This window comes from Novosphingobium sp. SG751A, assembly GCF_013149295.1.
In the GTDB taxonomy this organism is placed as follows: Bacteria; Pseudomonadota; Alphaproteobacteria; order Sphingomonadales; family Sphingomonadaceae; genus Novosphingobium.
Map to the genome: position 1 here is coordinate 139,672 of NZ_JABGCB010000001.1, position 22,238 is coordinate 161,909.

The window sequence follows — 22,238 nt, forward strand, 5'->3', positions numbered from 1 at the left end:
CCTTTGCGGCTTGTTCTGGCATCATCCTCGCCCCGGCGGCGGGATCTTTTGGCGCGTCTGGGCGTGGTGCCCGACCGGATCGCCAGCCCCGACATTGACGAAACGCCGCTGAAGGGCGAATTGCCGCGCGCCTATGCCCGCCGTCTTGCGGTGGAAAAGGCGCGGGCGGTGGATCGCGCGAGCGATGAGGTCGTGATTGCGGGCGACACATCGGTGGCGCTGGGGCGGCGGGTTTTGCCTCCGGCCGATACTGTGGAATTGCAGCGCGAAATGCTGCGCGCGATTTCCGGGCGGCGGCAATTGTGCATCTCATCGGTTTGCGTGATCGGCCCCGACGGGCGCGAGCGCGTCAAGCAGGTTGAGACGCTGGTTATCTTCAAAAACCTGACCGATCAGGAAATCGAGGCCTATATCGCCAGCGGCGAAGGCTTGGGCAAGGCGGGCGGCTATGCCATTCAGGGCCGGGCCGAAGCACTGATCCGGCGCCTGTCGGGCAGCCATTCCGGTGTGATCGGCCTGCCTTTGTATGAAACGCGGGCGCTGCTGCGCGCCGCCTCCTATCCCCTGGATTAAGCGCCCATGTGGCTGATCGAGCAAGGCATCGGCGAGGATCGCGCGGTGCTGCTCGATGGAGCCGAAGTGGTGGCTGCCAAGATCGACTGGCCCGGACGCGCCGCGCCGGGTCAGGTTGAGGACGCGATCCTGATCCGCCGCGCGGCCGGGTCGCGCCGGGGCGTCCTGCGCCTCAGCAGCGGCGAGGAGGCGCTTGTCGACCGCCTGCCGCGCGAGGCAAGCGAGGGCGCGCCCATACGCATCGAAATCCTGCGCAGCGCCATGGCCGAAACCGGGCGCTATAAGCTGGCCCATTCGCGCCCCTGCGATGCGCCGCTGCGCCCTGCCCCTCGCCTTGCCGATATTCTGCCCGACGCGCGCGTGGTGCGCCAGTTCCCCTCCGGCGTGTGGGAGGATGTGTGGGGCGAGGCATGGAGCGGGGCGGTCGATTTTGCCGGCGGCGCGCTGGTGCTTTCGCCCACGCCCGCGATGACGGTGATCGATGTCGACGGCCCCCTGCCCCCTGCCGCGCTGGCGCTGGCGGCGGCCGAGGCGGTGGCGGCGACCATCAGGCGGCTCGATCTGGGCGGCTCCATCGGCATTGATTTCCCCACGCTGGAGGCCAAGGCCGAGCGGCAGGCGGTCGATACCGTGCTGGCGCAGGCGCTGGAAGGCTGGACGCACGAGCGCACAGCGATGAACGGCTTCGGCTTTGTGCAGATCGTGGCGCGGATGGAGCGGCCTTCACTGCTGGCGCGGCTGACCCATGCGCGGGCGGGTGCGGCGGCGCGTCTCTTGCTGCGCAGGGCCGAAAGGGTCGAGGAAGCCGGGGTGCTGCTGCTGCGCGCCCATCCCTCGGTGATGGCGGCCATCACGCCTGCATGGCGCGAGGAACTGGCCCAGCGCAGCGGGCGGCGGCTGGAATTTCAGGAAGATGCGGGTCTTGCTCTGGACGGCGGATTCGCGCAGGCGGTGACATTATGACCCAACAAAATCGCAAATGCCCGGTCTGCGGCAAGCCCCGCAGCGAATCACATAAGCCATTTTGCTCAACCCGTTGCCGCGATCGCGACCTGATGCAGTGGCTGTCGGACGGCTATGCCCTGCCCGGAAACCCCGCAAATGGGGAGGATGACAAATAAGTTTCATCAAAGGTGTTTTTTTGGCTTGCCAAGACCGATCCGGTTAGCCATAGGCCCGTCCACCGGCAGCGAGGCGATGACAACATCCTCTCCTAAACGGTAAAAATGGTAATGCCTGGGTAGCTCAGTTGGTAGAGCACGTGACTGAAAATCACGGTGTCGGCGGTTCGATCCCGTCCCCAGGCACCATTGCCCCCTTCCAGACCGTCCTAAGACATCCAAAAATGGCAGAATTCTGCCATTTTTTCCGGACCGCTAGTCCGGTAATGTCCGGGCGGGTCCGGTTGTACCCGGACCATCTGATGGTACTCTTGTTGGTATGCGCAATCACACCATCAGGACGATACCATCATGGCTCTCACCGCACTGGCAATTAATGCCGCAAAACCAAAAGATAAGCCCTACAAATTGAGCGATGAGCTAGGGCTTTGCCTGCTCATCATGCCGACAGGTGGACGGCTCTGGCGATTTAATTACCGCTTCGGGGGCAAGCAGAAAACTCTGTCTCTCGGGAACTATCCCGACCTGCCGCTCGCCAAGGCCCGGGCCATGAGGGCTGCCGCCCGTGAGGCCCTGGCAGAGGGCCATGATCCTGCCCAGATCCGCAAGGACAAGCAGCGCGACGAACGGGCCCGCTCGCAGGATACATTTCAGGCGATCAGCAAGGAATGGCTCGGCAAGCTTGAGAGAGACGGTCGCTCGATCTCGACCATATCCAAGCTGCGCTGGCTGCTCGATTTTGCCAAGCCCGATATCGGCGACCGCCCCATCACGGAACTGACGGCGCCTGAATTGCTTGATGTGCTTAGAAAAATCGAATTGCGCGGGTGCCATGAGACCGCCAATCGCCTCCGCAGCACGTTCGGCACAATCTTCCGCTATGCAATCGCCACGGGCCGCGCGCAGTATGATGTCTCGGCCAATCTTAAAGGTGCGCTCGTCACACCCAAGACGAAACATTACGCGGCGGTTACTGATCCCGAAGTTCTGGGCGGACTGCTGCGGGCCATTAATGCCTATGATGGGCAACCTGCCATAAGGCTGGCGCTGTGCACGGCCCCGCACGTCTTCGTGAGACCTGGCAAGTTGCGAAGCGCGGAATGGAGCGAGTTCGACCTTGAGCGGCGCATCTGGATCATCCATGCGGAAAAGACGAAGATGCGACGGTTGCACCGGGTCCCTTTAACCGATCAGGTTATAGACATCCTTAAGGAGCTTCACCCGCTCACCGGATCAGGACGCTACCTGTTCCCCAGCGTACGCTCCGACAAGCGCCCGATCACCGACAACACGCTCAACGCCGCGATGCGTCGTATGGGTTACAGCAAGGACGACGTAACCGCCCATGGTTTCCGTGCAACGGCCAGCACCTTGCTCAACGAATCAAGGCCGCATTGGGCTATGCGGTCGATCCCCGCTGGCGGTTCCGCAGGGCCGCCGCTCCTGCATCGACCGGGCTTTTAAATGCCGCCTTTGCTGCGCAGCATGTTGATTGCCGCTGGAAAAGCGGCTCCCCAAATGCAGCCTGAATCTCAACCATCATCTCGAAGCGCATGCGCCCGGATACTGCGCCTCCCACATCATGGCGGCAATCTCGGCCCGGCCGGGGCCTCCTGCGCATTGGCTGACCGCGCAAGCCACCTCGAGCGCGACATCACGCAGCCTTTCGACAGGCGGCAGGAGGGGGCCGTTCCCGTTCATCCCCGCAATGGTACGTGCCGCGGCCAGAAACATCGCGTCGCTCACCCGCGATGCACGGGCCGCCAGAACGCCAAGGCCGATGCCCGGGAAGACATAGACATTGTTGACCTGTGTGATGCCCTCGACGGCAAAGGGGCTGCCCGTGCCGATGATCGCCCGCCCCTCGCTCCATGCCAGCACATCAGCGGGATGGGCTTCGCAATGCGAGACCGGATTGGACAGGGGAAAGACCACGGGCCGATCGCAGGCCGAGGCCATCGCGCGGATAACCTCTTCGGAAAAAGCGCCCGGCTGACCCGATGTGCCCACCAGCACGCCGGCCCCGACATGGCGCACCACGGCGGCCAGCGAAGGCGCGGCATCGCTCTCACAACCCCATCCGGCAATATCCTGCGGACGGCGGGCATAGCGGCGCTGGGCGGGGGAAAGGCCGCCCTGCCCTTCCATGACCAGCCCCATACGATCCACTGGCCAAATGGCGGCGCGCGCCTGCTCCGGGCTTGCGCCATCCTCCACCATGGCCTGAACCAGCAGGTCGGCTATGCCCGCCCCGGCCGCCCCGAAGCCGAACATCACGATCCGCTGATCCTGCAACGGGCGATCAACGCGCCGGACGGCGGCCATCAGGGTGCCTACGGCGGTGGCAGCGGTGCCCTGAATGTCATCGTTGAAGGAGGGCAGCCTTGCCCTGTGCCGGTCGAGCAGTTTCCAGGCATTGGCGCCTGCAAAATCCTCCCATTGCAACACCACATGCGGCCAGCGCCGGGCCACGGCATCCACAAACTGATCGACGAAATGGTCGTAATCATCGCCCCGCACGCGCGCATGGCGCCAGCCCACATAGAGCGGATCATCACGCAGCGCCGCATTGTCGGTGCCTGCGTCCAGCAGGATCGGCAGCACCTCGCCCGGATGTATCCCCGCACAGGCCGTATAGAGCGCCAGCTTGCCGATAGGGATGCCCATCCCTCCCGCACCCTGATCGCCCAGCCCCAAAATACGCTCGCCATCGGAAACCACGATCACCTTGACCCGGTCAAACGCGGGATTGGCCAGCATATGCTCGATCCGATCGCGATTGGGCCATGAGATGAACAAGCCCCGCACCTTGCGCCAGATTTCGCTGAAGCGCTGACACCCCTCGCCCACCGTTGGCGTATAGACCAGCGGCAGCATATGGGGCAGATCGCTTTGCACCAGCGCCTGAAACAGGATCTCATTGGCGTCCTGAAGCTCGCGCAGGAAAATATAGCGATGGAAATCGTCGGGCAGCGCATCAAGCGCGCGCCGCCGCCGCTCGATCTGGGCCTCCAGCGTGCCGACATGGGGCGGCAACAGTCCATGGAGGCCAAAATGGTCACGCTCCTCCTGTGTAAAGGCGGTGCCTTTGTTGGTCAGCGGATCGCTCAGGAGCGCTCTTGCCGTGCCGTAGCCATGCAGTGTGATAATATCCTCCTGTTCTTCAGAAGCGGAAGCTGATCCAGCCGGCAAAGAAATCCGAGCTTTTGAAACCGGCATTGGTCAGCGCCGGACCGGCATGGAGATGCTCATACCGGCCGGTCACGGAAACATGGGGCGACAAGGTCCAGACAGCCTGCGCGCGGGCCGTTTCGGCGATCTTGCGCCCTGCCGCATTCTGGGTTCCGGCAAAGGCCGTGCCATTGGCGCGATAGACCGCGTCATGAACCGTTTCGCGCCATGAAAACTGATATTCCAGCGATACGCGCAGGTTCGATGCGGGCTGGAAACTGAAATTGGGCGCAATAGCGATCAGGTTGGTCGGCGTGGCATAGAGCTGATAGCTGTAATAGATGTTGTTGCCCAAGGGCGCGAGCGCGGTCTTGAGCTTACCCGAACCATAGGCCCCGCCGCCGGTGGCATAATCGGCATGAAAGCCAACGCGCGGCGCCGAGCGGTCGCGTCCAAGACGATAGGATTGCGCCATCAGCACCTGCCAGGCCGCGATCTGGCGATTGTCATACTGCCCGCCCTGATAGTTGACGGTCCAGTCGAGATTGACCGGCCCGGCATCTCCCCACAGATGCAGGCCGTAGAATTCGCGCATCTCATGGGCGGTTGTCGGCCCCCAGACCGCCGCCGTGTTGCGCAGGCGCCAGTAAAAGGGATCGAGATAGAGCTTCGATCCACCCAGCCAGTCATTGGGGATGCGCAAGCCTCCCGAAATACCCGAAAACCGGCGCGTATCCTTGTTCAGATCGTCGCCCGCCCCCTGCTGTCCGGGGCGAGTGGGGGTGAAATCAAACACGTCGATCCGCATATGGCGCGCCTTGGCCCAGCCCCGAAAGCCGTTATAGGACAGAAAGATCGTGTTGTTGTCGCGAGGGACCAGCAGCAGATTCGGCCCGTCGGAAAAAGTCTGGCGGCCATAGCGGACCCCCAGCTTGACCCCTGCCACCTTGGCGGTGACATCGGCAAAGGATTGCTGAACGATGGCGCTGTTGTCCAGATAGCCCGAGGGCGTGCCGATATTGCGCCCCGAAATACCCGCATGGGCCAGTTCGGCATAGACGCGGACATGCGATCCGATGTGCAGATCCGCCCCGCCCACGATGCGGGCGATATCCTGCCTTTGGGCCTGCGCATCTTTCAGATCCGGGTTGGTGGTCTCATTCACGCGCAGCCGCAATTCGCCCGATAGCGTGACGTAGATATCGCCCGCCGCATCGACCGGAATGAATTTGAGGTGGTCGATCGCGCTCCGCCGTTTGGCCGGATCGCGCAGCCTGCTCCAATCCTCGACCCAGCGGGACTGGTTATAACCTGCGCTGGTCACACCATCGCCCGCGCCATCGGCCGGATAGGCTTCGGACAGGGGCGCAGCCAGCGCCTGGCTGATGCGATCGGGCGGGCCGACCACCTGCGCATGGGCCGCAGCACCGGAAAAAAGGGCGAGCAAAAGGGCAGCGCCGCCGCCGGGGCGTCGCGGGAAACTGGTCATGGGGGAACTCTCCGGTCAGTCGGGGCGGTCTTGGCGCCACCCCTTTGTCTTTTTATTCTGCGGCCTGAGGGGCCTGCTCGGGGGTTAAGGGCGCCGGGGCGAACGGCGCGCTCGTTGCGGCCCCGCCATCAAGGGCAAGCGCCAGTTGCGCCGTGTCCAGTTGGCCTTCCCAGCGCGAGACCACGACTGTGGCCACCGCATTGCCGATGAAGTTGGTCAGGCTCCGGCATTCGCTCATGAAGCGGTCAATGCCCAAAATCAGCGCCATACCTGCCACCGGCACGCTGGGCACGATGGACAAGGTGGCCGCCAGCGTGATGAAGCCCGCGCCCGTCACCCCCGCCGCACCCTTGGACGAGAGCATCGCCACCGCCAGCAGCGACAATTGCTGACCAAGGCTGAGATCGACATTGCAGGCCTGCGCGATGAAGAGCGCGGCGAGCGTCATGTAGATGTTGGTGCCGTCCAGATTGAAGGAATAGCCCGTGGGCACCACAAGGCCGACGATCGACTTGGGGCAACCGGCCCGCTCCATCTTTTCGATCAGACTGGGCAGCGCGCTTTCGGACGAGGATGTGCCCAGCACGAGCAGCAGCTCATCCTTGAGATAAGCCACCAGCTTGAAGATAGAGAAACCGCAGGCCCAACCAACCAGACCCAGCACGACGATCACGAAGAGCAGCGAGGTAAGATAGAAAGTGGCCACCAGCCCGGCCAGATGGACCAGCGCCCCCGTGCCATATTTGCCGATGGTGAAGGCCATGGCCCCGAAGGCTCCGAAAGGCGCGGCGCGCATCAGGATCGACACCACCTTGAAGATCGCCAGCGACACTTCCTCCAGCGCCCCCACAAGGCGCTCGGTGCGTTCGCCCAGCAGGGCAAGGCTGGTGCCGAACAGGATCGCCACGAACAGCGTCTGCAGGATGCTGCCCTCGGACAGGGCGCCCACGAAGGTGTCCGGGATGATGCCCACCAGAAAGCCGGTGACCGTGGTTTCATGGGCCTTTTCGGCATAATCGGCCACCTTGGCGGCATCCAGCGTGGCCGGGTCGATGTTCAGCCCCGCGCCGGGACGGACAACATTGGCCACGATCAGCCCGACAAACAGCGCCAGCGTGGAGAAGGTCAGGAAATAGGCAAAGGCCTTGCCCGCCACCCGGCCCACCGAGGCCAGATCGCGCATGCCCGCTATCCCGGTCGCAATGGTCAGAAAGATGACCGGGGCAATGATCATCTTGACCAGTTTGATGAAGGCATCGCCAATCGGCTTCATTGCCTCGCCCCATTGGGGGTGGAAATGGCCGAGCAGAACACCCCCGGCAATGGCAAACAGAACCTGGACATAGAGATGTCCATACCAGGGGCGGCGCATGTCGGAGGGCGACGCGCTGGCGCCTGCAGGGGCAATGTGATGCATGGCTTGGCCTTCAGTCCTTTCCTTGGGCCGTGGCGAACCTTCTGTGGGTTCGTGGCCTTGCCCCAGCCTATGGCCGGGCGGGATGCGGAAAAAAGGCGTGGAGAGAATGCATTATATTTATTATTATTCAGTTATTTATGCCAATACTCCGACTTTGTTATGGGCAACTTATGACATACTCCGGCACAGCCAAAGTGCAAATATTGGCACATCGCCCGTACCGGGCTAAAATCACCCCATGCACCCTGCGAATCATTCCCGCCCGATGCGCTGGGCAATCATCAGCCTGATCGCGGCAGCCATGGCGGCGACCCTGGCCCACATGCTGGTCCGGCATCGAGGCATGGTACAGGAGATGGAAACCGCCCGCACCGACATGGCCATGCGAAAGGCGCTGATCACCAGCGAGATCGCTCGCTTCCGCCTGCTCCCCATCGCGCTTGCCGATGACCGCGATGTGGCCGCCGCGCTTCAGGGCAATATGGTCGCCCGCGATGCGCTCAACCGCAAGCTGGAGGAGCTGGTCAAGACCACGGGCGCACCGATCATCTATGTCATCGCGCACGACGGCACGGCCATCGCGGCCAGCAACTGGCGATCACCCCAAAGCTTTGTCGGCACCGATTACAGCACCCGCCGCTATGTCCGCGACGCTCTGGCCAAGGGGAGCGCCAGCCATTTCGCCATGGGCACGGTCAGCCGCCGCCCCGGCCTCTATATCGCCCAGCGCACCCCGCAGGGCGGCGTGGTGGCGATCAAGCTGGAATTCGACGCCGTTGAAAACGCATGGGCCAAGGGCGATGATGCCACCTTTGTCACCGAACCCAACGGCATCATTCTGGTGACCAGCCAACCGCAATGGCGCTTTGCCCTTACGCGCCCCCTCTCCCGCGCGGCGCTGGCCAGTTTCGATGCCGAATCCATGCTGCCCCCCACGCCCGCACGTTTCGCGCCGTTCCGCCTTGATGACGATGGGCCGCGCCTTGAGGGCAAGCGGATGATCCTGCTGCGCGGCGCTCTGGCGCAGCCGGGGTGGACGATCAATCTTCTGCGCCCGGTCGAACGGGTGACCCTTCTCGCAGAGGGCGCCGCTATGCTGGCCGCGGCGATGGTGCTGGCCATGGCGGCGGTGATGTGGATGTGGCGCGAACGCGGACGGGAACGCATGGCGCGGACCGAAGAGCTGGAACAGGCCGTGGCCGACCGCACGGCGGACCTGCGCCGCGAAATGGACGAACGCGCCGCGCTCGAGGCCCGCGCAGCGGATCTGCGCGAAGGGTTGCGACAGGCCAACCGTCTGGCCTCTCTGGGCCAGATCACCGCCAGCGTCGCGCATGAAACGGCCCAGCCCGTGGCCGCTATCCGCACCTATGCCGATACCAGCCGGATGCTGCTGGAGCGCGGCGAAAACGGGATGGTCCACAAAAATCTGGCATCGATTGCCCGCCTTGCCGACCGCATCGGCGCGGTGACATCGGAACTGCGGGGGTTTTCCCGCCGCAGCGCGACCGATCTCAGCCCCGTGGCCATTGGCGAGGTGATCGAGGGCGCTCTGCTGATCCTCAAGGAGCAGTTGAAGGGCATCTCCATCACCCTGCCGCATGAGAGCTTGGCGGCAAGCTGCCAGGTCGAAGGCGGCAGGGTCAGGCTGGAGCAGGTGCTGGTCAACCTGCTGCAAAATGCGGCGCAGGCTCTTCGCGAGGTGCCATCTCCGGCCATCACGGTGGATCTGATGCCGACGGATGAAAGCGTCACACTGACCATCGCCGACAATGGCCCCGGCATTACCGAAGAGGTGAAACGGCAATTGTTCATCCCCTTTGTCACCAGCCGTCCCGATGGGCTTGGCCTGGGGCTGGTCATCTCGCAGGACATCATGGCCGATGCGGGCGGGTCGCTGCGCCATGTCGACCGGCCGGGGGCAACGGGCGCCTGTTTCGCCATGGCGATGAGGCGCGCGGCATGAGCCGCACGCCCGCCGCCCTACCCAGCGTTGCCCTTGTGGACGACGATGACGATCTGCGCGAGGCAACCACCCAGCTGCTGTCTCTTGCCGGTTATGGCGTGATGGAATTTGCCGGCGGGGCCGAGGCCGCGCGGGTGATCGGCTCGGATTTTGACGGCATCGTCATTTCCGATGTCCGCATGCCCGGCATGTCCGGGGTGGACCTGTTCCGTCTGTTGCAGGAACGCGACCGCGATCTTCCCGTGCTGCTGATTTCGGGCCACGCGGATGTCCAGATGGCGGTGGACGCGCTCAAGGCCGGGGCGTGGGATTTCATCGAGAAACCCTTTGCCCCCGATGCACTGCTGGCCGCGGTCGGCCGGGCGACCAAGGCGCGCAGGCTGGCACTGGAAAACCGGGCGTTGCGACAGGCGGCACAAAGCGCGGCCCACCACGCGATTCTGGGCGAAACCCCCATGATCCGGCGACTGCGCGACATGATCCCCGTGCTGGGCCAGAGCGACATCGATCTTGTGATCGAGGGTCAGACCGGCACCGGCAAGGAACTTTTTGCCCGCTGCATCCATCGCACCAGCGCGCGTTCAAGGCATCGCTTCCTGACGGTGGATTGCGCGGTCATTCCGGCCGCCATTATCGAAAAGGAGATGTTTGCCCGCGGCGGCCTCCTCTCCACCTGCCATCGCGGCACACTGTTCCTCGACAATCTGGATCAGGCCGGCGGCGAATTGCAAAGCAGGCTGGCGCAATTTGCCGAAAAACGGGCCATCGGGCTGGAAACGCGCCAGCCCGAAGCCATCGACACCCGCATCATGGCCAGCATGGACGAAGGCGGGCGGGACAGGATCTCGGACGCGCTCTATCACCGGATCGCCGGGGTGCCGCTGCGCATGCCGCCGCTGCGGGAAAGAAGGGCGGACATACCCCTGCTCTTTACCCATTTCCTGAACCAGGCGGCCGAAAGGCTGAAGCGGGCGGCCCCGCCGGTCGATGACAGCATCCATGAATTGTGCGCAAGGGAGTGGCCGGGCAATCTGCGCGAACTGGAAAATTTCGCGGAACGCTTCTGTCTGGGGCTGGAAGGGCACAGGGACAGCCCCTCGGGCAAGGGGATTGCCTCATTGCCCGAACGCATCGACGCGTTTGAAAGCGCGGCGATCCGGCAGGCGCTGATGGAGGCGAAAGGCGAAATCGCCCGCGCGATCAGCCTGCTGGGCATCCCGCGTAAGACGTTCTATTACCGCACCAAACGGCTGGGGCTCGACCTGCGCGCAATGCGGACTGAAATCTTGAACAACAAGTGATGCAGCCCAAGTACTCAGGGCCTCACGGGGCCCTCGCTTTCCATCGCCGACCAGAAGGACGGCCCGTCAATGGCCAAACAGCGCCTCCGAAGCGCTGTTTACGCCCTAGGCCGCCTATCTTTGATAAACCAACCTGCCGCCCAGGAATGTCATATCCACCCTGCCCGCCAGAATGACCTCGGGCGCCGCCGTCAGCGGATCGAAGGGCAGCACGATCAGATCGGCATATTTGCCCTTTTCGATCGTGCCCTTGGTGCCTTCTTCCCACGACAGAAATGGACCATCGGCGGTGTAGCGGCGAATGGCTTCCTTGCGGCCAATGGCTTCCTCTGGACCATGCACCCGGCCCGAAGGCCCCTTGCGCGTGATGGCAGCGTAGAGACCCACCATGGGGTTGACCGGCAAATTGTCGCTGCCAAAGGCCATGAACAGGCCGAACTTGTGCGCCGGAGTCACCACTGCATTGTTATGGGCCAGCCGCCAGTCATCGAGCGTCGCCTCATAGCGACCTTCGAGATTGTAGAGGAAATTGGGCTGCTGGGCGATGGCGATGGCGTGTTTTTTCATCGTGGCCATGGTGGCATCAGGCGGCATGATGGTGAAATGATCGAGAAACCAGCGATGGTCCTTGCCGGTCAGCTTCTGGCTATCAAGCACTTTGGCATAGGCATCGACGGCCTGCACGATGGCCGCATCACCAATGGCATGGACGCCCATCTGCCAACCCAGTGCAGCGGCACTTTGGGTCAGTTCCAGAATTTCAGCGTCGGTCATCCGCCCCTTGCCGCGAAAGCCGGGTTGGCCCTTGTAATCGGCGAGCAACCAGGCCGTCGGCCCGGTAAAGCCGCCATCCACGCTCATCTCGCCAATCGGGCCAAGGCGAACATGTTCATCGCCATAGCCGGTGTGGTGGCCAAAAGCCTTGAGTCTTTGAGCTCCGGCATGGTCGATATACATGGTGATGCGCGGCAACTCGGCGCCCATCTCCGCATAAAGCGCTTGCGCGCGGCGGAAAGTGAGGGTCGGGGGCGGATTGGCGATACCGCCCTTGTCGAGCGGTTCGTCATTGAAGCTGCCGCTGGCGTCGAAAAAGCTGGTAATGCCCAGCGCCAGGATCGATTTGAGCCAGGCGATATTGGCAGGCCGCATCTGTTCCCATGTGGGCGGCGGGATATGCCGACGGACCAGATCAAGACTTTCGCGGATGATGCCATTGGGTTCGCCCTTGGCATCATGCTCGATCAGACCAGATTTGGGATCAGGCGTGTCGCGGTCGATCCCCGCGATTTTAAGCGCCGCCGAATTGGCAACGCCCGAATGCGCCCCCGCCCGCACCAGCCACACCGGATTATCGGGCGCGGCAGCATCGAGATCGGCGCGGGAAAGATTGCGGTTCTCCACCAGATTGGCTTCCTGCCACTGCGATCCTGTAATCCATTGCCCCGGTCCCAACGCCTTGGCTTTCTCACGCAGCATCGCCTGCACTTCGGCGACCGAATGCGCGCTGGCGACGGGAATATCGCTTGGGGCCACGGGATAGGGGTGGAGATGGGTGTCGGTAAAGCCGGGCAGAACCGTACGCCCGCCAAGGTCGATGACTTTATTCGCCTTATAGCGTCGCAGCAGTTCCTCGCCGCCCGTCGCGACAATACGCTCCCCCTTGATCGCGACAGCCGAGCGGATCGAGAAGGCCTTGTCCACGGTCAACACCCGGCCATGGTGCAGAATAAGATCCACCGCCGGAGCAGGTTTGGCAAAGGCGGGCAGCGCAAATGCGACGCTGATCAAAAGTGAACCGGTCCATAAGGCATGGGACAGTGGCAGTCTGGCGCGATGATGCAGCATGACAAAGGCTCCCCCTTTACGTGACTTTGGCAAGATCTGGTTGGTTGCTTTGTCCGACCACCTGGCGCCCGCCCCATTCTGTTTGCAGGACCCTTCATAAGCACTTCTGCCCCACCCTCTATGGCGCAAAGCTACGTATAATCGGGCTATGCGGGGCGGACCCAAGCGCCGCTATGCTTGCGGCGCCCTCAAATGCACTGCAGATCGCTCAGCGTGGTGCGCACCGCTTCCAGAAGCGGCGTCCGGGGCTCACCACCCAGTGCAGCCACGAGCCGGGCGTTGGTCAGGCGGACCGGCTGTTGCCAGAGATAGCGCATCTCCATCATCTCGCGCGGCGTGGTCGCCACCAGCGCGGCGACGCGGAGCAGCCACCATGGCAGCGGGCGGATCGGAACAACGGGATCCCCGAGCACGCGGGCAATGGTCTGCACCATCTGGCGCCCGTCGTGATCCCAGTGACCCTCCATATGGAATGAGCCGAAGGCCGGCAGATCCGCGCGCTCCAGCAGCCGGACCATGGTTTCGGCGACGTCGGGCAGATACGCCCATTGATGGCCGACACCCCGCGAGCCCGGGTTGCGGATGACCTTGGGGCGAGCCCCGGGAGTCACCAGCCCCTGTCCGAACCAGTTATTGGCCGCGCCGGGGCCGAAAAAATCGCCCGCCCGGACGATCAAAGCCGTGCACCGTCCCTGTTCGGCAGCCGCGCGGAGCCGCTGCTCCATCTCCACGCGGATCTTGCCCTTGCGGGTCTTCGGCATCTGCGGTGCACCTTCGTCAATGTTCGGGAACGCGTTTGGCCCGAAATTATAAACCGTTCCCGGCAGTAGGATGCGCGCTCCGCTCGCCGACGCGGCGCGGATCGTGTTGTCCAGCATCGGCAGGACCAGGCGATCCCAGTCGCGATAGCCCGGCGGGTTGACCGCATGGACGATGACCGACGCGCCCTCGGCCGCCGATGCGACCGCAACCCCATCCATAGCATCCCCCGTCACCGCCTCGCATCCCTCCGGGAAGTCGACATTGGCACGGCGGGTCAGCGCCCTGACGCTCCAGCCGCCTGCGATCAGACGACGCATCACAGCACCGCCGACCCCACCCGTCGCCCCCAGAACCAAAGCTGTCTTCTTCATCTTTCGCCTCCATGCTTGTGTGGAGGTAGGATGAAGCGGATCCCAGTAAACGGGAATTGCCGTATTTCGTACAGATGCTATACGAAAATAGATGAGCAAAGAGCCAAGTTGGGATGTCTACCGCAGTTTCGCAGCGGTGCTGCAACAGGGCTCGCTGTCGGCCGCGTCGCGCGCACTTGGGATGACCCAGCCCAGCATTGCCCGCCACATTGATGCGCTGGAGCAGGCGATCGGCGCCAAGCTGTTCGTACGCTCGCAGCGGGGTCTGTCAGCCACCGATCACGCGTTGGCGCTGCGCCCGCACGCCGAAGCCCTTCTCTCCGCGGCGGAAGCGCTCCGCAGATCTGCCGAAGGCGCGCCGGGAATGCCGGAGGGCACGGTGCGCATCACCGCCAGCCAGGCGGTGGGGACACACCACCTGCCGGCGATCCTGACCAGCCTGCGACAAGCGCAACCCGGGCTGAACTTCGAGCTGGCGTTGACCGACGACCTTGACGACCTGCTGCAACGCCAGGCCGACATCGCGATACGTATGACGCAACCCGAGCAGAAATCGCTGGTGGCGAAGAGCGTCGGCTCCGTCCGTCTTGGTCTCCACGCACACCGCAGCTATCTCGAGCGAAGAGGTTGGCCCAACCGGCTCGAAGACCTGCGCGAACACGATCTGATCGGCTTTGATGCCGAAACGCCGTTCACCAGGGCCGGCATGCGCCATTTGCCTGGGATCGAACGCTCAATGTTCGCCCTGCGCGTCGACGATGCGGCGGCACAGTTCGAAACCATTCGCGCCGGGTTCGGCATCGGTATTTGCCAGACCGCCGTTGCCAGGCGCGACACGGATCTTTGCCGCGTGCTGGCAGACTTATTCGATCTGCCCCTGCCGGTGTGGATCGTGATGCACGAGGACCTCCGAAACGGCAGCCGCTACAGGTTCACGTTCGACGCGCTCGTCCAGGCATTTACCGGGATCACGCAAGCCGCTCAACGGGCATAACTTTATAGGATGATCCAACAACGACGAGCCCGACCGCCTGCGGGAGATCGATTTGCGAATGACACCAATTCATCCTTCACCCTGTCCCCATAAATTGACATCACCGCGCGAACAACTCGATTGAATCCAGATAATCAAGGAACGCCCGTATCCGCGTCGACGCACGATCCTCTGCCGCGTAAAGAGCATGAATGGCCTCGCCATCTCCGGGATTGAAGTCTGCCAGTACCTCAACCAGCCTCCCGGCCTTGATGTCGGCTGCGACATGGAAGACGCCGTGTCTTGCGATGCCGCAACCCGCAACCGCCATTTGCCGCACGACCTCGCCCGAATTGCCGAAAAAGCGTCCCTCCACCGGCTTCTGCACAATGCGATCACCAACTTGAAACGGCCAACTGTCGATTGAGCGGCGAAAGCTGAAGCGCAGGCAGTCATGCGCGTCGAGGTCGTCGGGCGTCCGGGGGGTCCCGCGACGCGCAAGATATTCAGGACTGGCGACAAGCGCCATGCGGCTGTACCCCAGCTTCTTGGCACGCAGCCGCGTCTCGCGCAGAGGGCCGATGCGAATGGCAATGTCCGCCCGCTCCTCGACCAGATCGACGATGCTGTCGGTAAGCGTCAGTTCGACCTTCACAGCCGGATGGCTTTCGGCAAAACCGGGAAGAACCGGGATGAGGCATGTAACTCCGAAGGATGGCGAGGCATTAATGCGCAGCAACCCGCGGGGCCCCTGATTTGCCTGACGCAGATTCCCTTCAACTTCGGCCATGTCTGCAATCAGGGCGCTCATCCGGTCGCGATAGGATGCGCCTTCAGCCGTCAATGCCAAGGCGCGCGTTGTCCGCCGCAGCAGCGTGACGGCGAGCCGCTTTTCCAGCCGGGCAATGGATCTGCTGACCGCCGACGGGGTGAGACGCAGCGCGCGCGCGGCATCTGCAAAGCTGCCCTCCGCCGCAACGGTCAGGAATATCTCGATATCGCCAAATCGGTTATCCATGATTTAAATTCACTTCTGAAATGATGAGGTTCATTCTAGGCATCAATAGGGAGGATGTCTATTTCATGGGCCAATTGATCGCCACTTTCAGGAGTCAACCATGGATCTCAAACTCAACGGCAAGACCGCCATCGTGACCGGATCGACCGCAGGGATCGGCCTGGCAATCGCCAAACGCCTCTCTGCCGAGGGTGTCGCTGTCACCATCACCGGTCGCAACCAAGCCAAACTCGAGGCCGCCGCCGCCGAGATTGGGGGCAGCGTAAATCCCGTCCTTGCCGATCCTGCGACAGCCCAAGGTGCCGCCACTCTGATCGCGGCCGTTCCCGACACCGACATTCTCGTCAACAATCTCGGCATTTACGAAGCCAAGGCGTTTGCTGATATCCAGGACGAGGACTGGCATCACCTGTTTGAGGTGAATGTTGTGAGCGGTGCACGCCTCGCCCGGCATTATTTCCCCCGAATGCTGAAGAGAAACTGGGGCCGTGTTATTTTCATTGCCAGCGAAAGCGGCCTGCTGCCGCCCGCCGAAATGATCCATTACGGTATGACAAAGTCAGCTCAGCTTTCCATTTCGCGCGGCCTTGCCGAACACACCCGAGGTACAGGAGTCACGGTCAACAGCATCCTCCCCGGACCAACCCGTTCGGAAGGCATTGCCGATTTCATTCGCTCGGTTGTCGATAACAGGGATGCGCCGGAGGCCGAACAGGAAGCCGAATTCTTCACCAAACTCCGTCCGCTGTCGCTCATCAAGCGATTGATCGAGGCAGATGAAGTCGGCGCAATGGTCGCCTATATCGCAAGTCCGCTCGCTGCGGCGACGAACGGCGCGGCGCTGCGGGTCGAAGGCGGGATCATACCAACTATAGCCTAGCCGTGCGGTTGCCGGGCTGCGCGATCCCGCAGCGTCAGGGCATCATCAACGTCGACGCCGAGATAGCGGACCGTATGCTCATTGTTGGTGTGCCAGACTCGCGCTTGTCGAGGCCTACGGTTAATATCCATGCCGCAGCGTATGCGGGCTCACCTGCTTGTGAATCTCGGCGCGTTCGGCCGCTTCCTGCACGACGCGGTGCAACTGGCGGGCCGAGATCGGGTCCGTGCCGTTGTGACCGGAGAACAGCCAGCCATGTGGCAACGTCACCCCGCGCCGCCTGCCTTCGCGCCACCACTGACGAAGCAAATCGACCAGATGCGGTGAAAGCATGGCGTTGCGATCCTTGCGTCCCTTGAGAGGAAAAGGGGACAGAGGAGCAAAGCCTGTTTTGTCATCGGGCAAACGGCCTTCCTTCCCTTTGGCAGGGAAGCCGTCAGCCGTCGCGACCTTACCGGCCGCGATGATCCGGGCACCGGCGCCATCGGTCTTCTGGGCAATATCGTCTGGTTCATCTGCGCCGGATTCTGGCTGGCTCTTCGCCATATTGTCTGGGGCATTGCCAATTGCACCTCCATCATCAGCATTCCCTTTGGCATCCGGCATTTCAAGCTGGCGGGCCTGGCCCTGTTTCCGGTCGGCAAAACCATCGTCACCAGAGAGATGGCGCAGGCCGTTCGGAACAACGGGGCCTGCGCCGCCTTAGCCACCATCATCAGAAGCTGGCGATCCTTGCCACAACTCGAACCGAGCGGCCCGGCATCACCACCAGATCCTTGTTGAAGGATGTGGCATAGCGCTGAACGTCATTGGTCAGGTTCTGTCCCACCAGTGAAAATTCAACGCCCTGCCGCTGTTTGAACGGACGCACCGCGACATGGGCCGAGAGCGCATTGTAGCCCTCCGTTGGCGTGTCAAACAGGCCATAGTCATTCTGCGTGCCATAGCGGGTATAGCTGAAACCGGCATCCCAGCGCGGGCTTTGCCAATCCAGCCCACCCCCCAGGCGCCATGGCGCGATACGCGGCACATTGTTGCCGTCATCCAGCGTAGCCCGGGTCAGATCGCCCATCACCCGCGCAGTCAGACTGGCGTGGGCGTTCTTGATCAAATCATAGCGCGCCTCGCCTTCCAGCCCCCGGAAATGGGCGCCCTGCTGGCGATAGAACACTTCGCGCAGATCATTGCCGTTGCCCGCCACGCAATTGCCGTCATCATCACAGGTGCGCCCCGTCAGCTCGCCATAAATGTAATTGGAAAACCACGTGGAATAGAGGCTGCCTTCAAAATGAAAGGCGCCGCGATTGGCGCGCAGGCTCAGCTCCAATGCCTTGGCCCGCTCCACTTTCAGATTGGGATCGCCGGTTTCATAGGTTTGGGGGCCATCATGCCCGCCGCGCGCAAACAATTCCGTCAGCGCGGGCGCACGCCCCGTGCTCGAAGCCGTCAGGCCCAGCTTGATCCCCGGCGCCGCGGTATAGAGCAGGCCCAGAGCGGCGCTGACCGGCGTGTAACTGCGGCTGGTGAACTGGTCCGACAGCGGCGTGCCGGTGACGGAGACATGCTCCACACGGGCGCTGGCCTCCAGATGCAGCGGCTTGGCCAGTTCGACCTCGCTGAAGACATATCCGGCGATGTTTTGCGAGGTGGCAGGCTGAAGATAGGAACTGTCCGCGCCGACGGCCGAAAAATCACGATGCTGATATTCCACCCCCAGCGCCGAATTGCTGATCGCACCCAGACGGTTGAACAGCAGTTCGCCGCGCAGATTGGCTTCCTTGTTTCTGAAAGTGGTGTTGACCGAGCCGTCGGGATTCTTCTCCTGATGCTGATAATCGCCATAGCTGCCGTCGATATTGATCGACTTGAGCAAAGGCGAGGCAATCTCAATCACATTGCGACTGATGACCTTGGTCTGGCGCATGTCGATATAGGTCGTGTCGCTGGGGATGCCATATTGGGCATCATAATGGGTCACGGCCAGCCCGGCATGGCTGCCGTTGCCAAAGAAATAGGAGCCGCCTAGTGATCCCCCCCAACCATGGAAAAACGAATTGTCCTGCCGCCCAAGCGGCGAGTCATAGTCGCCGGTGCGGCGGTAATAGGCATCGGCGTGCAGCGCCAGATCGCCTGCCTTGCCATCCACCAGCCCCGCGACCTCGCCACCGCGATTGACGCTGGTATAGGATGAGGTCAACTCGCCCGAAAGCGGGGTTGTCGGCAGGGTGGTCGGCACGCGGTTGTTGATCGTGTTGATCACCCCGCCAATCGCCTGGCTGCCATAACGCAGAGTGGCCGCCCCGCGCACCACTTCGATGCTGCGCGCAGAGAGCGGGTCGATCGGCGTGCCATGGTCGGGGCCGATGTCAGAAACATCCGAGATGGACGTGCCGTCTTCGAGCAGGCGCACCCGGTTGGAATCCATGCCGCGAATGATCGGCCGCGAGGCCCCCTGTGCAAAGCCGGAGGCCGAGACGCCCGGCACGTCCTTGAGCGCGTCGGCCAGACTGGCCCCGCCCGCCTGCCGGATCTGTTCCGCGTCCACTTTGGCGGGAATCGAGGGCGTTTCATCTTGGGTATGTCGAAAGGGCGTTGCCGTGACCACGATGGCCGGTCCCGATCCATCATTCGGGCCGGCATCGGCGCCCCATGCAGGGGCAGCCGCCATCAAGCCGGCAACAAGCGAGGTGCTTGCCAGAAGCGAGGGCAATTTCATGGTTTCAGTCCTTTTTATTCCGATCCGATAATGTGCCGCCCCCTCAGGCACGGGGAATGCATAGACGAGATTTTTTTATGTAACAAGATAACATATCATTTTATCTGCCTGCGAGAAGGAGGCCCCCAACGCCCCCTTCCGAAAAGCCATAGAAACATGTCAGATCAAGGGGCTCGGCAACGTTTCCGTTTGCCCGCGCGCCAAGGGCCGGAAAGGACAGCGACAGAAGGGGGTTCACAGAAAACCCTTAAGCTATTATGATATGTTACACCATCACATAATAACCTATCAACCCGCGATCCAGCCCCACAGCCTCGCGCCCAAAGGAAATGCCATGACATCCTCGAACACCCTCCTGCCCCAAACCAGACAGCCATGGGCGAGCACCAATCCCGCCATGCCCCGTGCGTCATGGTGTCCAAGGCCATGATGCAATCCCTGCCGACCGGGCTGAATCTATCGGCGCTCGGGCTCATGTTCATGCTGGGTCTGCGCCATGGTCTTGATCCCGACCATATCGCCATGATCGACAATATGGTCTTTTCCGTAAACCAGCGCAAACCGCGTCTGGCCCCATGGATCGGAACGCTTTTTGCGCTTGGCCACAGTCTTGGCGTGGCCGTGGTGGCGCTGCTGGTGGCCGCCGTCGCCCACAGGCTTTCGCCGCCGACATGGCTTGCCTCGGCCAGCGAGGTTATGGTGCTGGCCATGCTGCTGGTGGTTGGCATCGCCAACCTCCACGGGCTTTTAAAGCCCACACCCTTTCGGCCAACCGGCTGGCGCTCGCGACTGCTGGCTGGCTGGGTCGACAAACTCGACCGGCCGGTGGCGATCATCGGCGTGGGGCTGATGTTCGGACTGGTGTTCGATACTGTCACACAGGCTGCGGCATGGGGCGCGGCGGCCACGACGCGCGGCGGCTCTGCGGCGGTGCTGGTGCTGATCGGGATGTTTGCGGCGGGCATGATACTGGTCGACACGATCGACAGCCAAATCGTGGCCCGCGTCCTGCGCTCGATGCAAAAGCAGCGGATCGAACGGTTTCGCCGTCTGGTCGGCTGGCTGGTGGTCACGCTGTCGCTGGGCGCGGCGGCCTATATCATGCTCGACGCCTTGACGCTGGTCGGCCCCTTGCCCGGCAATACCACCACCATCATCGGCGTGCTGACCGTGATCGCCATGCCGATACTGGGCCTGTTGGCCGCCCATCGGCGCGCGCGCCGAGCGCGGTGAAATCCAATGATGAAAGCCCCTGAAAACTCTCAGGCACTAGGGATGTGGGGTGCCGGGAACAGTGTCGCGGACTTTGGCCCAATCAGCCAGCAGGCGATGCACCACCACCGCGCCCGCCCGATAGTTACCTTCATAAGCCGCCACCTGGCCCGGCCCTTCGTCACCCACGCTGTCGAGCGGCGATTGCCCAGGCGGCGGCATGGACGCATTGCTGGCACTGCGCAGAACCATCACGCGCCGCCTGTCCACCAGCCCGGCCTGCGCAGCCGCCAGCATGGTGCCCGCCATCAATTGGCTTTCCATGTTGGTCATCACAAAGCGCCCCTGCCCTTGCGTCCACATCTTCACCCAGTCGCGCGCCCATTGGGTGCGCCCGGCGCCATGCCAGTAGCGCAGCGCACCCAGCGTTTCGCCCATCATCACAAAGGGCGGACGCTGGGCGGCGGGATAGCCCTTCCATCGCGCGCGGGCGGCGGCGAGCACCGGAGAGTCGGGCAGCGGCACGTCCTTGCTGAGATCATAAGCCCATTGCGCCAAATTCCGGTTCAGCGGCACCGCCATGCCGAGCGAACCGATGTCAGTCATGCCGCCAAAACTGTCAGCGGCGGTGGGCAATTGCCCCGGCGCCTTGGCGCCGATCGCAAAGAGGCCATAGGGCCAGCCCTTGGGCGTTTCATTCTCGGCAAACTCGCGCAGCGCATCGCCGCTCACCACCCATCGCGCCCATGCGACGCTGCCAACCGAGGCGGCCTGGGGATCGGCGCCGGAAATGCCGGTAAACAGCCAATATGTGTGTGAAAAATCAAAGCGCGGATCGAGCAACAGTGCCATCAGTTGCACATCAGGCGTCGCCACCAGCGAATGCGGATCGCCCCAGACCATGCCATAAAGCCCATCCTTGTTGCGCCGCAAAGGATGGAGCGCCCCGTGCACCGGGATCACCTCGTCAAGATGCTCCCGCTCGGCCCAGAGCTGGAACTCGCCCGGCGCGTCGCCAGTATCGGCCCCCGGCTCGAAATTGGCGATGACCATGACTTTTACCGGGATCGGGGTTACCGCAGGGACCGTCGGAACTGGAGGCTCCTGAGCCTGTACCGTCACGGCACCAGCGCTGGCCAGCGCCGCCGCGATGACCGCGCAAAGGGCCGCACGCCGCCCGTTGAGCGTAAGTTTGGCGCGGAGCCGCGATGTGGTGATACGCCCCATGATTGCTTCCTGATCGCTGTTTTGTGTCCCGCGCTTGCTAAAGGCATCGCCGCGTTGCAATCCATCGCAAAGAACCGGATCAGGCGTTGCAAAAAACAGAGCGCCGAACTTGCCCTCCGCCCACGCGTTTCTCTGGTCAGTATGCGTCTGCCGCTCTATTGAGGAGCCTTAGGGCGATCTGCGCGAAAGGCATGGC

General features: G+C 62.8%; 19 protein-coding genes and 1 tRNA gene. 11 read left to right on the forward strand and 9 right to left on the reverse strand.

Annotated features, from left to right (window positions below):
- The first annotated feature begins 3 nt into the window (after positions 1-3).
- The 5 genes from FHW96_RS00700 (at position 4) to FHW96_RS00720 (ending at position 3,158) form a co-directional block, all read left to right on the forward strand.
- On the forward strand, positions 4-573 hold the full coding sequence (locus tag FHW96_RS00700; RefSeq protein ID WP_172338962.1) for a nucleoside triphosphate pyrophosphatase: 570 nt from the start codon (positions 4-6) through the stop codon (positions 571-573).
- A 6-nt stretch (positions 574-579) separates the two neighbouring features.
- Positions 580-1,536, forward strand: coding sequence for a ribonuclease E/G (locus FHW96_RS00705; RefSeq protein WP_172338644.1), 957 nt, complete (start codon positions 580-582; stop codon positions 1,534-1,536).
- Entirely contained in the window at positions 1,533-1,694 is a 162-nt protein-coding gene (gene yacG / locus FHW96_RS00710; RefSeq protein ID WP_172338645.1) for a DNA gyrase inhibitor YacG, read from the forward strand. Before FHW96_RS00705 ends, yacG begins: the two co-directional genes overlap by 4 nt.
- A gap of 113 nt (positions 1,695-1,807) precedes the next feature.
- Positions 1,808-1,883 (forward strand) — tRNA-Phe (locus FHW96_RS00715).
- Positions 1,884-2,045: 162 nt separating this feature from the next.
- Positions 2,046-3,158: an integrase arm-type DNA-binding domain-containing protein gene (locus tag FHW96_RS00720; RefSeq protein WP_172338646.1), complete on the forward strand. Its 1,113-nt coding sequence runs from the start codon at positions 2,046-2,048 to the stop codon at positions 3,156-3,158.
- A 75-nt stretch (positions 3,159-3,233) separates the two neighbouring features.
- Here FHW96_RS00720 and FHW96_RS00725 read toward each other — a convergent pair whose 3' ends face one another.
- From FHW96_RS00725 to FHW96_RS00735, 3 genes are read right to left on the reverse strand one after another with little or no spacing between them, the layout of a single operon-like run.
- The gene (locus FHW96_RS00725) at positions 3,234-4,886 is read right to left on the reverse strand and encodes an NAD-dependent malic enzyme (RefSeq protein WP_253950665.1); all 1,653 of its coding nucleotides are present in this window, start codon (positions 4,884-4,886) and stop codon (positions 3,234-3,236) included.
- Positions 4,858-6,354, reverse strand: a complete 1,497-nt coding sequence (locus FHW96_RS00730; protein WP_172338648.1) for an alginate export family protein — start codon at positions 6,352-6,354, stop codon at positions 4,858-4,860. The genes FHW96_RS00725 and FHW96_RS00730 overlap by 29 nt, the downstream gene beginning before the upstream one ends.
- A 52-nt stretch (positions 6,355-6,406) precedes the next feature.
- Positions 6,407-7,771, reverse strand: a complete 1,365-nt coding sequence (locus tag FHW96_RS00735; protein ID WP_172338649.1) for a dicarboxylate/amino acid:cation symporter — start codon at positions 7,769-7,771, stop codon at positions 6,407-6,409.
- 238 nt (positions 7,772-8,009) lie between these two features.
- Here FHW96_RS00735 and FHW96_RS00740 point away from each other — a divergent pair, with 238 nt between their 5' ends.
- Both FHW96_RS00740 and FHW96_RS00745 read left to right on the forward strand, forming a co-directional pair.
- Positions 8,010-9,737, forward strand: a complete 1,728-nt coding sequence (locus tag FHW96_RS00740; protein ID WP_172338650.1) for an ATP-binding protein — start codon at positions 8,010-8,012, stop codon at positions 9,735-9,737.
- A complete protein-coding gene (locus FHW96_RS00745) occupies positions 9,734-11,038 on the forward strand; it encodes a sigma-54 dependent transcriptional regulator (protein ID WP_172338651.1) in 1,305 nt (434 codons plus the stop codon). The genes FHW96_RS00740 and FHW96_RS00745 overlap by 4 nt, the downstream gene beginning before the upstream one ends.
- Positions 11,039-11,152: 114 nt before the next feature.
- Here FHW96_RS00745 and FHW96_RS00750 read toward each other — a convergent pair whose 3' ends face one another.
- Together FHW96_RS00750 and FHW96_RS00755 are read right to left on the reverse strand one after the other, a co-directional pair.
- Positions 11,153-12,883: an amidohydrolase gene (locus FHW96_RS00750; protein ID WP_172338652.1), complete on the reverse strand. Its 1,731-nt coding sequence runs from the start codon at positions 12,881-12,883 to the stop codon at positions 11,153-11,155.
- A gap of 188 nt (positions 12,884-13,071) precedes the next feature.
- A complete protein-coding gene (locus tag FHW96_RS00755) occupies positions 13,072-14,016 on the reverse strand; it encodes an NAD-dependent epimerase/dehydratase family protein (RefSeq protein WP_172338653.1) in 945 nt (314 codons plus the stop codon).
- A 91-nt stretch (positions 14,017-14,107) separates the two neighbouring features.
- Here FHW96_RS00755 and FHW96_RS00760 point away from each other — a divergent pair, with 91 nt between their 5' ends.
- Positions 14,108-15,010, forward strand: a complete 903-nt coding sequence (locus tag FHW96_RS00760) for a LysR family transcriptional regulator (protein WP_172338654.1) — start codon at positions 14,108-14,110, stop codon at positions 15,008-15,010.
- 100 nt (positions 15,011-15,110) lie between these two features.
- On the opposite strand, the gene FHW96_RS00765 is transcribed toward FHW96_RS00760, so the two are convergent.
- Entirely contained in the window at positions 15,111-16,007 is an 897-nt protein-coding gene (locus FHW96_RS00765) for a LysR family transcriptional regulator (protein WP_172338655.1), read from the reverse strand.
- A gap of 100 nt (positions 16,008-16,107) precedes the next feature.
- Here FHW96_RS00765 and FHW96_RS00770 point away from each other — a divergent pair, with 100 nt between their 5' ends.
- The gene (locus FHW96_RS00770) at positions 16,108-16,887 is read left to right on the forward strand and encodes an SDR family NAD(P)-dependent oxidoreductase (protein WP_172338656.1); all 780 of its coding nucleotides are present in this window, start codon (positions 16,108-16,110) and stop codon (positions 16,885-16,887) included.
- Positions 16,888-17,007: 120 nt separating this feature from the next.
- Here the strand turns inward: FHW96_RS00770 and FHW96_RS26610 are convergent, their stop codons facing one another.
- Positions 17,008-17,493, reverse strand: coding sequence for a tyrosine-type recombinase/integrase (locus FHW96_RS26610; RefSeq protein WP_371815603.1), 486 nt, complete (start codon positions 17,491-17,493; stop codon positions 17,008-17,010).
- Between FHW96_RS26610 and FHW96_RS26615 the strand changes: the two genes are divergently transcribed.
- The gene (locus FHW96_RS26615) at positions 17,434-17,670 is read left to right on the forward strand and encodes a YccF domain-containing protein (protein ID WP_371815609.1); all 237 of its coding nucleotides are present in this window, start codon (positions 17,434-17,436) and stop codon (positions 17,668-17,670) included. The genes FHW96_RS26610 and FHW96_RS26615 overlap by 60 nt on opposite strands.
- On the opposite strand, the gene FHW96_RS00785 is transcribed toward FHW96_RS26615, so the two are convergent.
- Positions 17,603-19,603: a TonB-dependent receptor gene (locus FHW96_RS00785; RefSeq protein WP_172338657.1), complete on the reverse strand. Its 2,001-nt coding sequence runs from the start codon at positions 19,601-19,603 to the stop codon at positions 17,603-17,605. The genes FHW96_RS26615 and FHW96_RS00785 overlap by 68 nt on opposite strands.
- A gap of 429 nt (positions 19,604-20,032) precedes the next feature.
- Between FHW96_RS00785 and FHW96_RS00790 the strand changes: the two genes are divergently transcribed.
- A complete protein-coding gene (locus FHW96_RS00790) occupies positions 20,033-20,836 on the forward strand; it encodes a nickel permease (RefSeq protein ID WP_172338964.1) in 804 nt (267 codons plus the stop codon).
- Positions 20,837-20,872: 36 nt separating this feature from the next.
- Here FHW96_RS00790 and FHW96_RS00795 read toward each other — a convergent pair whose 3' ends face one another.
- Entirely contained in the window at positions 20,873-22,042 is a 1,170-nt protein-coding gene (locus tag FHW96_RS00795; RefSeq protein ID WP_172338658.1) for a purine nucleoside permease, read from the reverse strand.
- Positions 22,043-22,238: the final 196 nt, after the last annotated feature.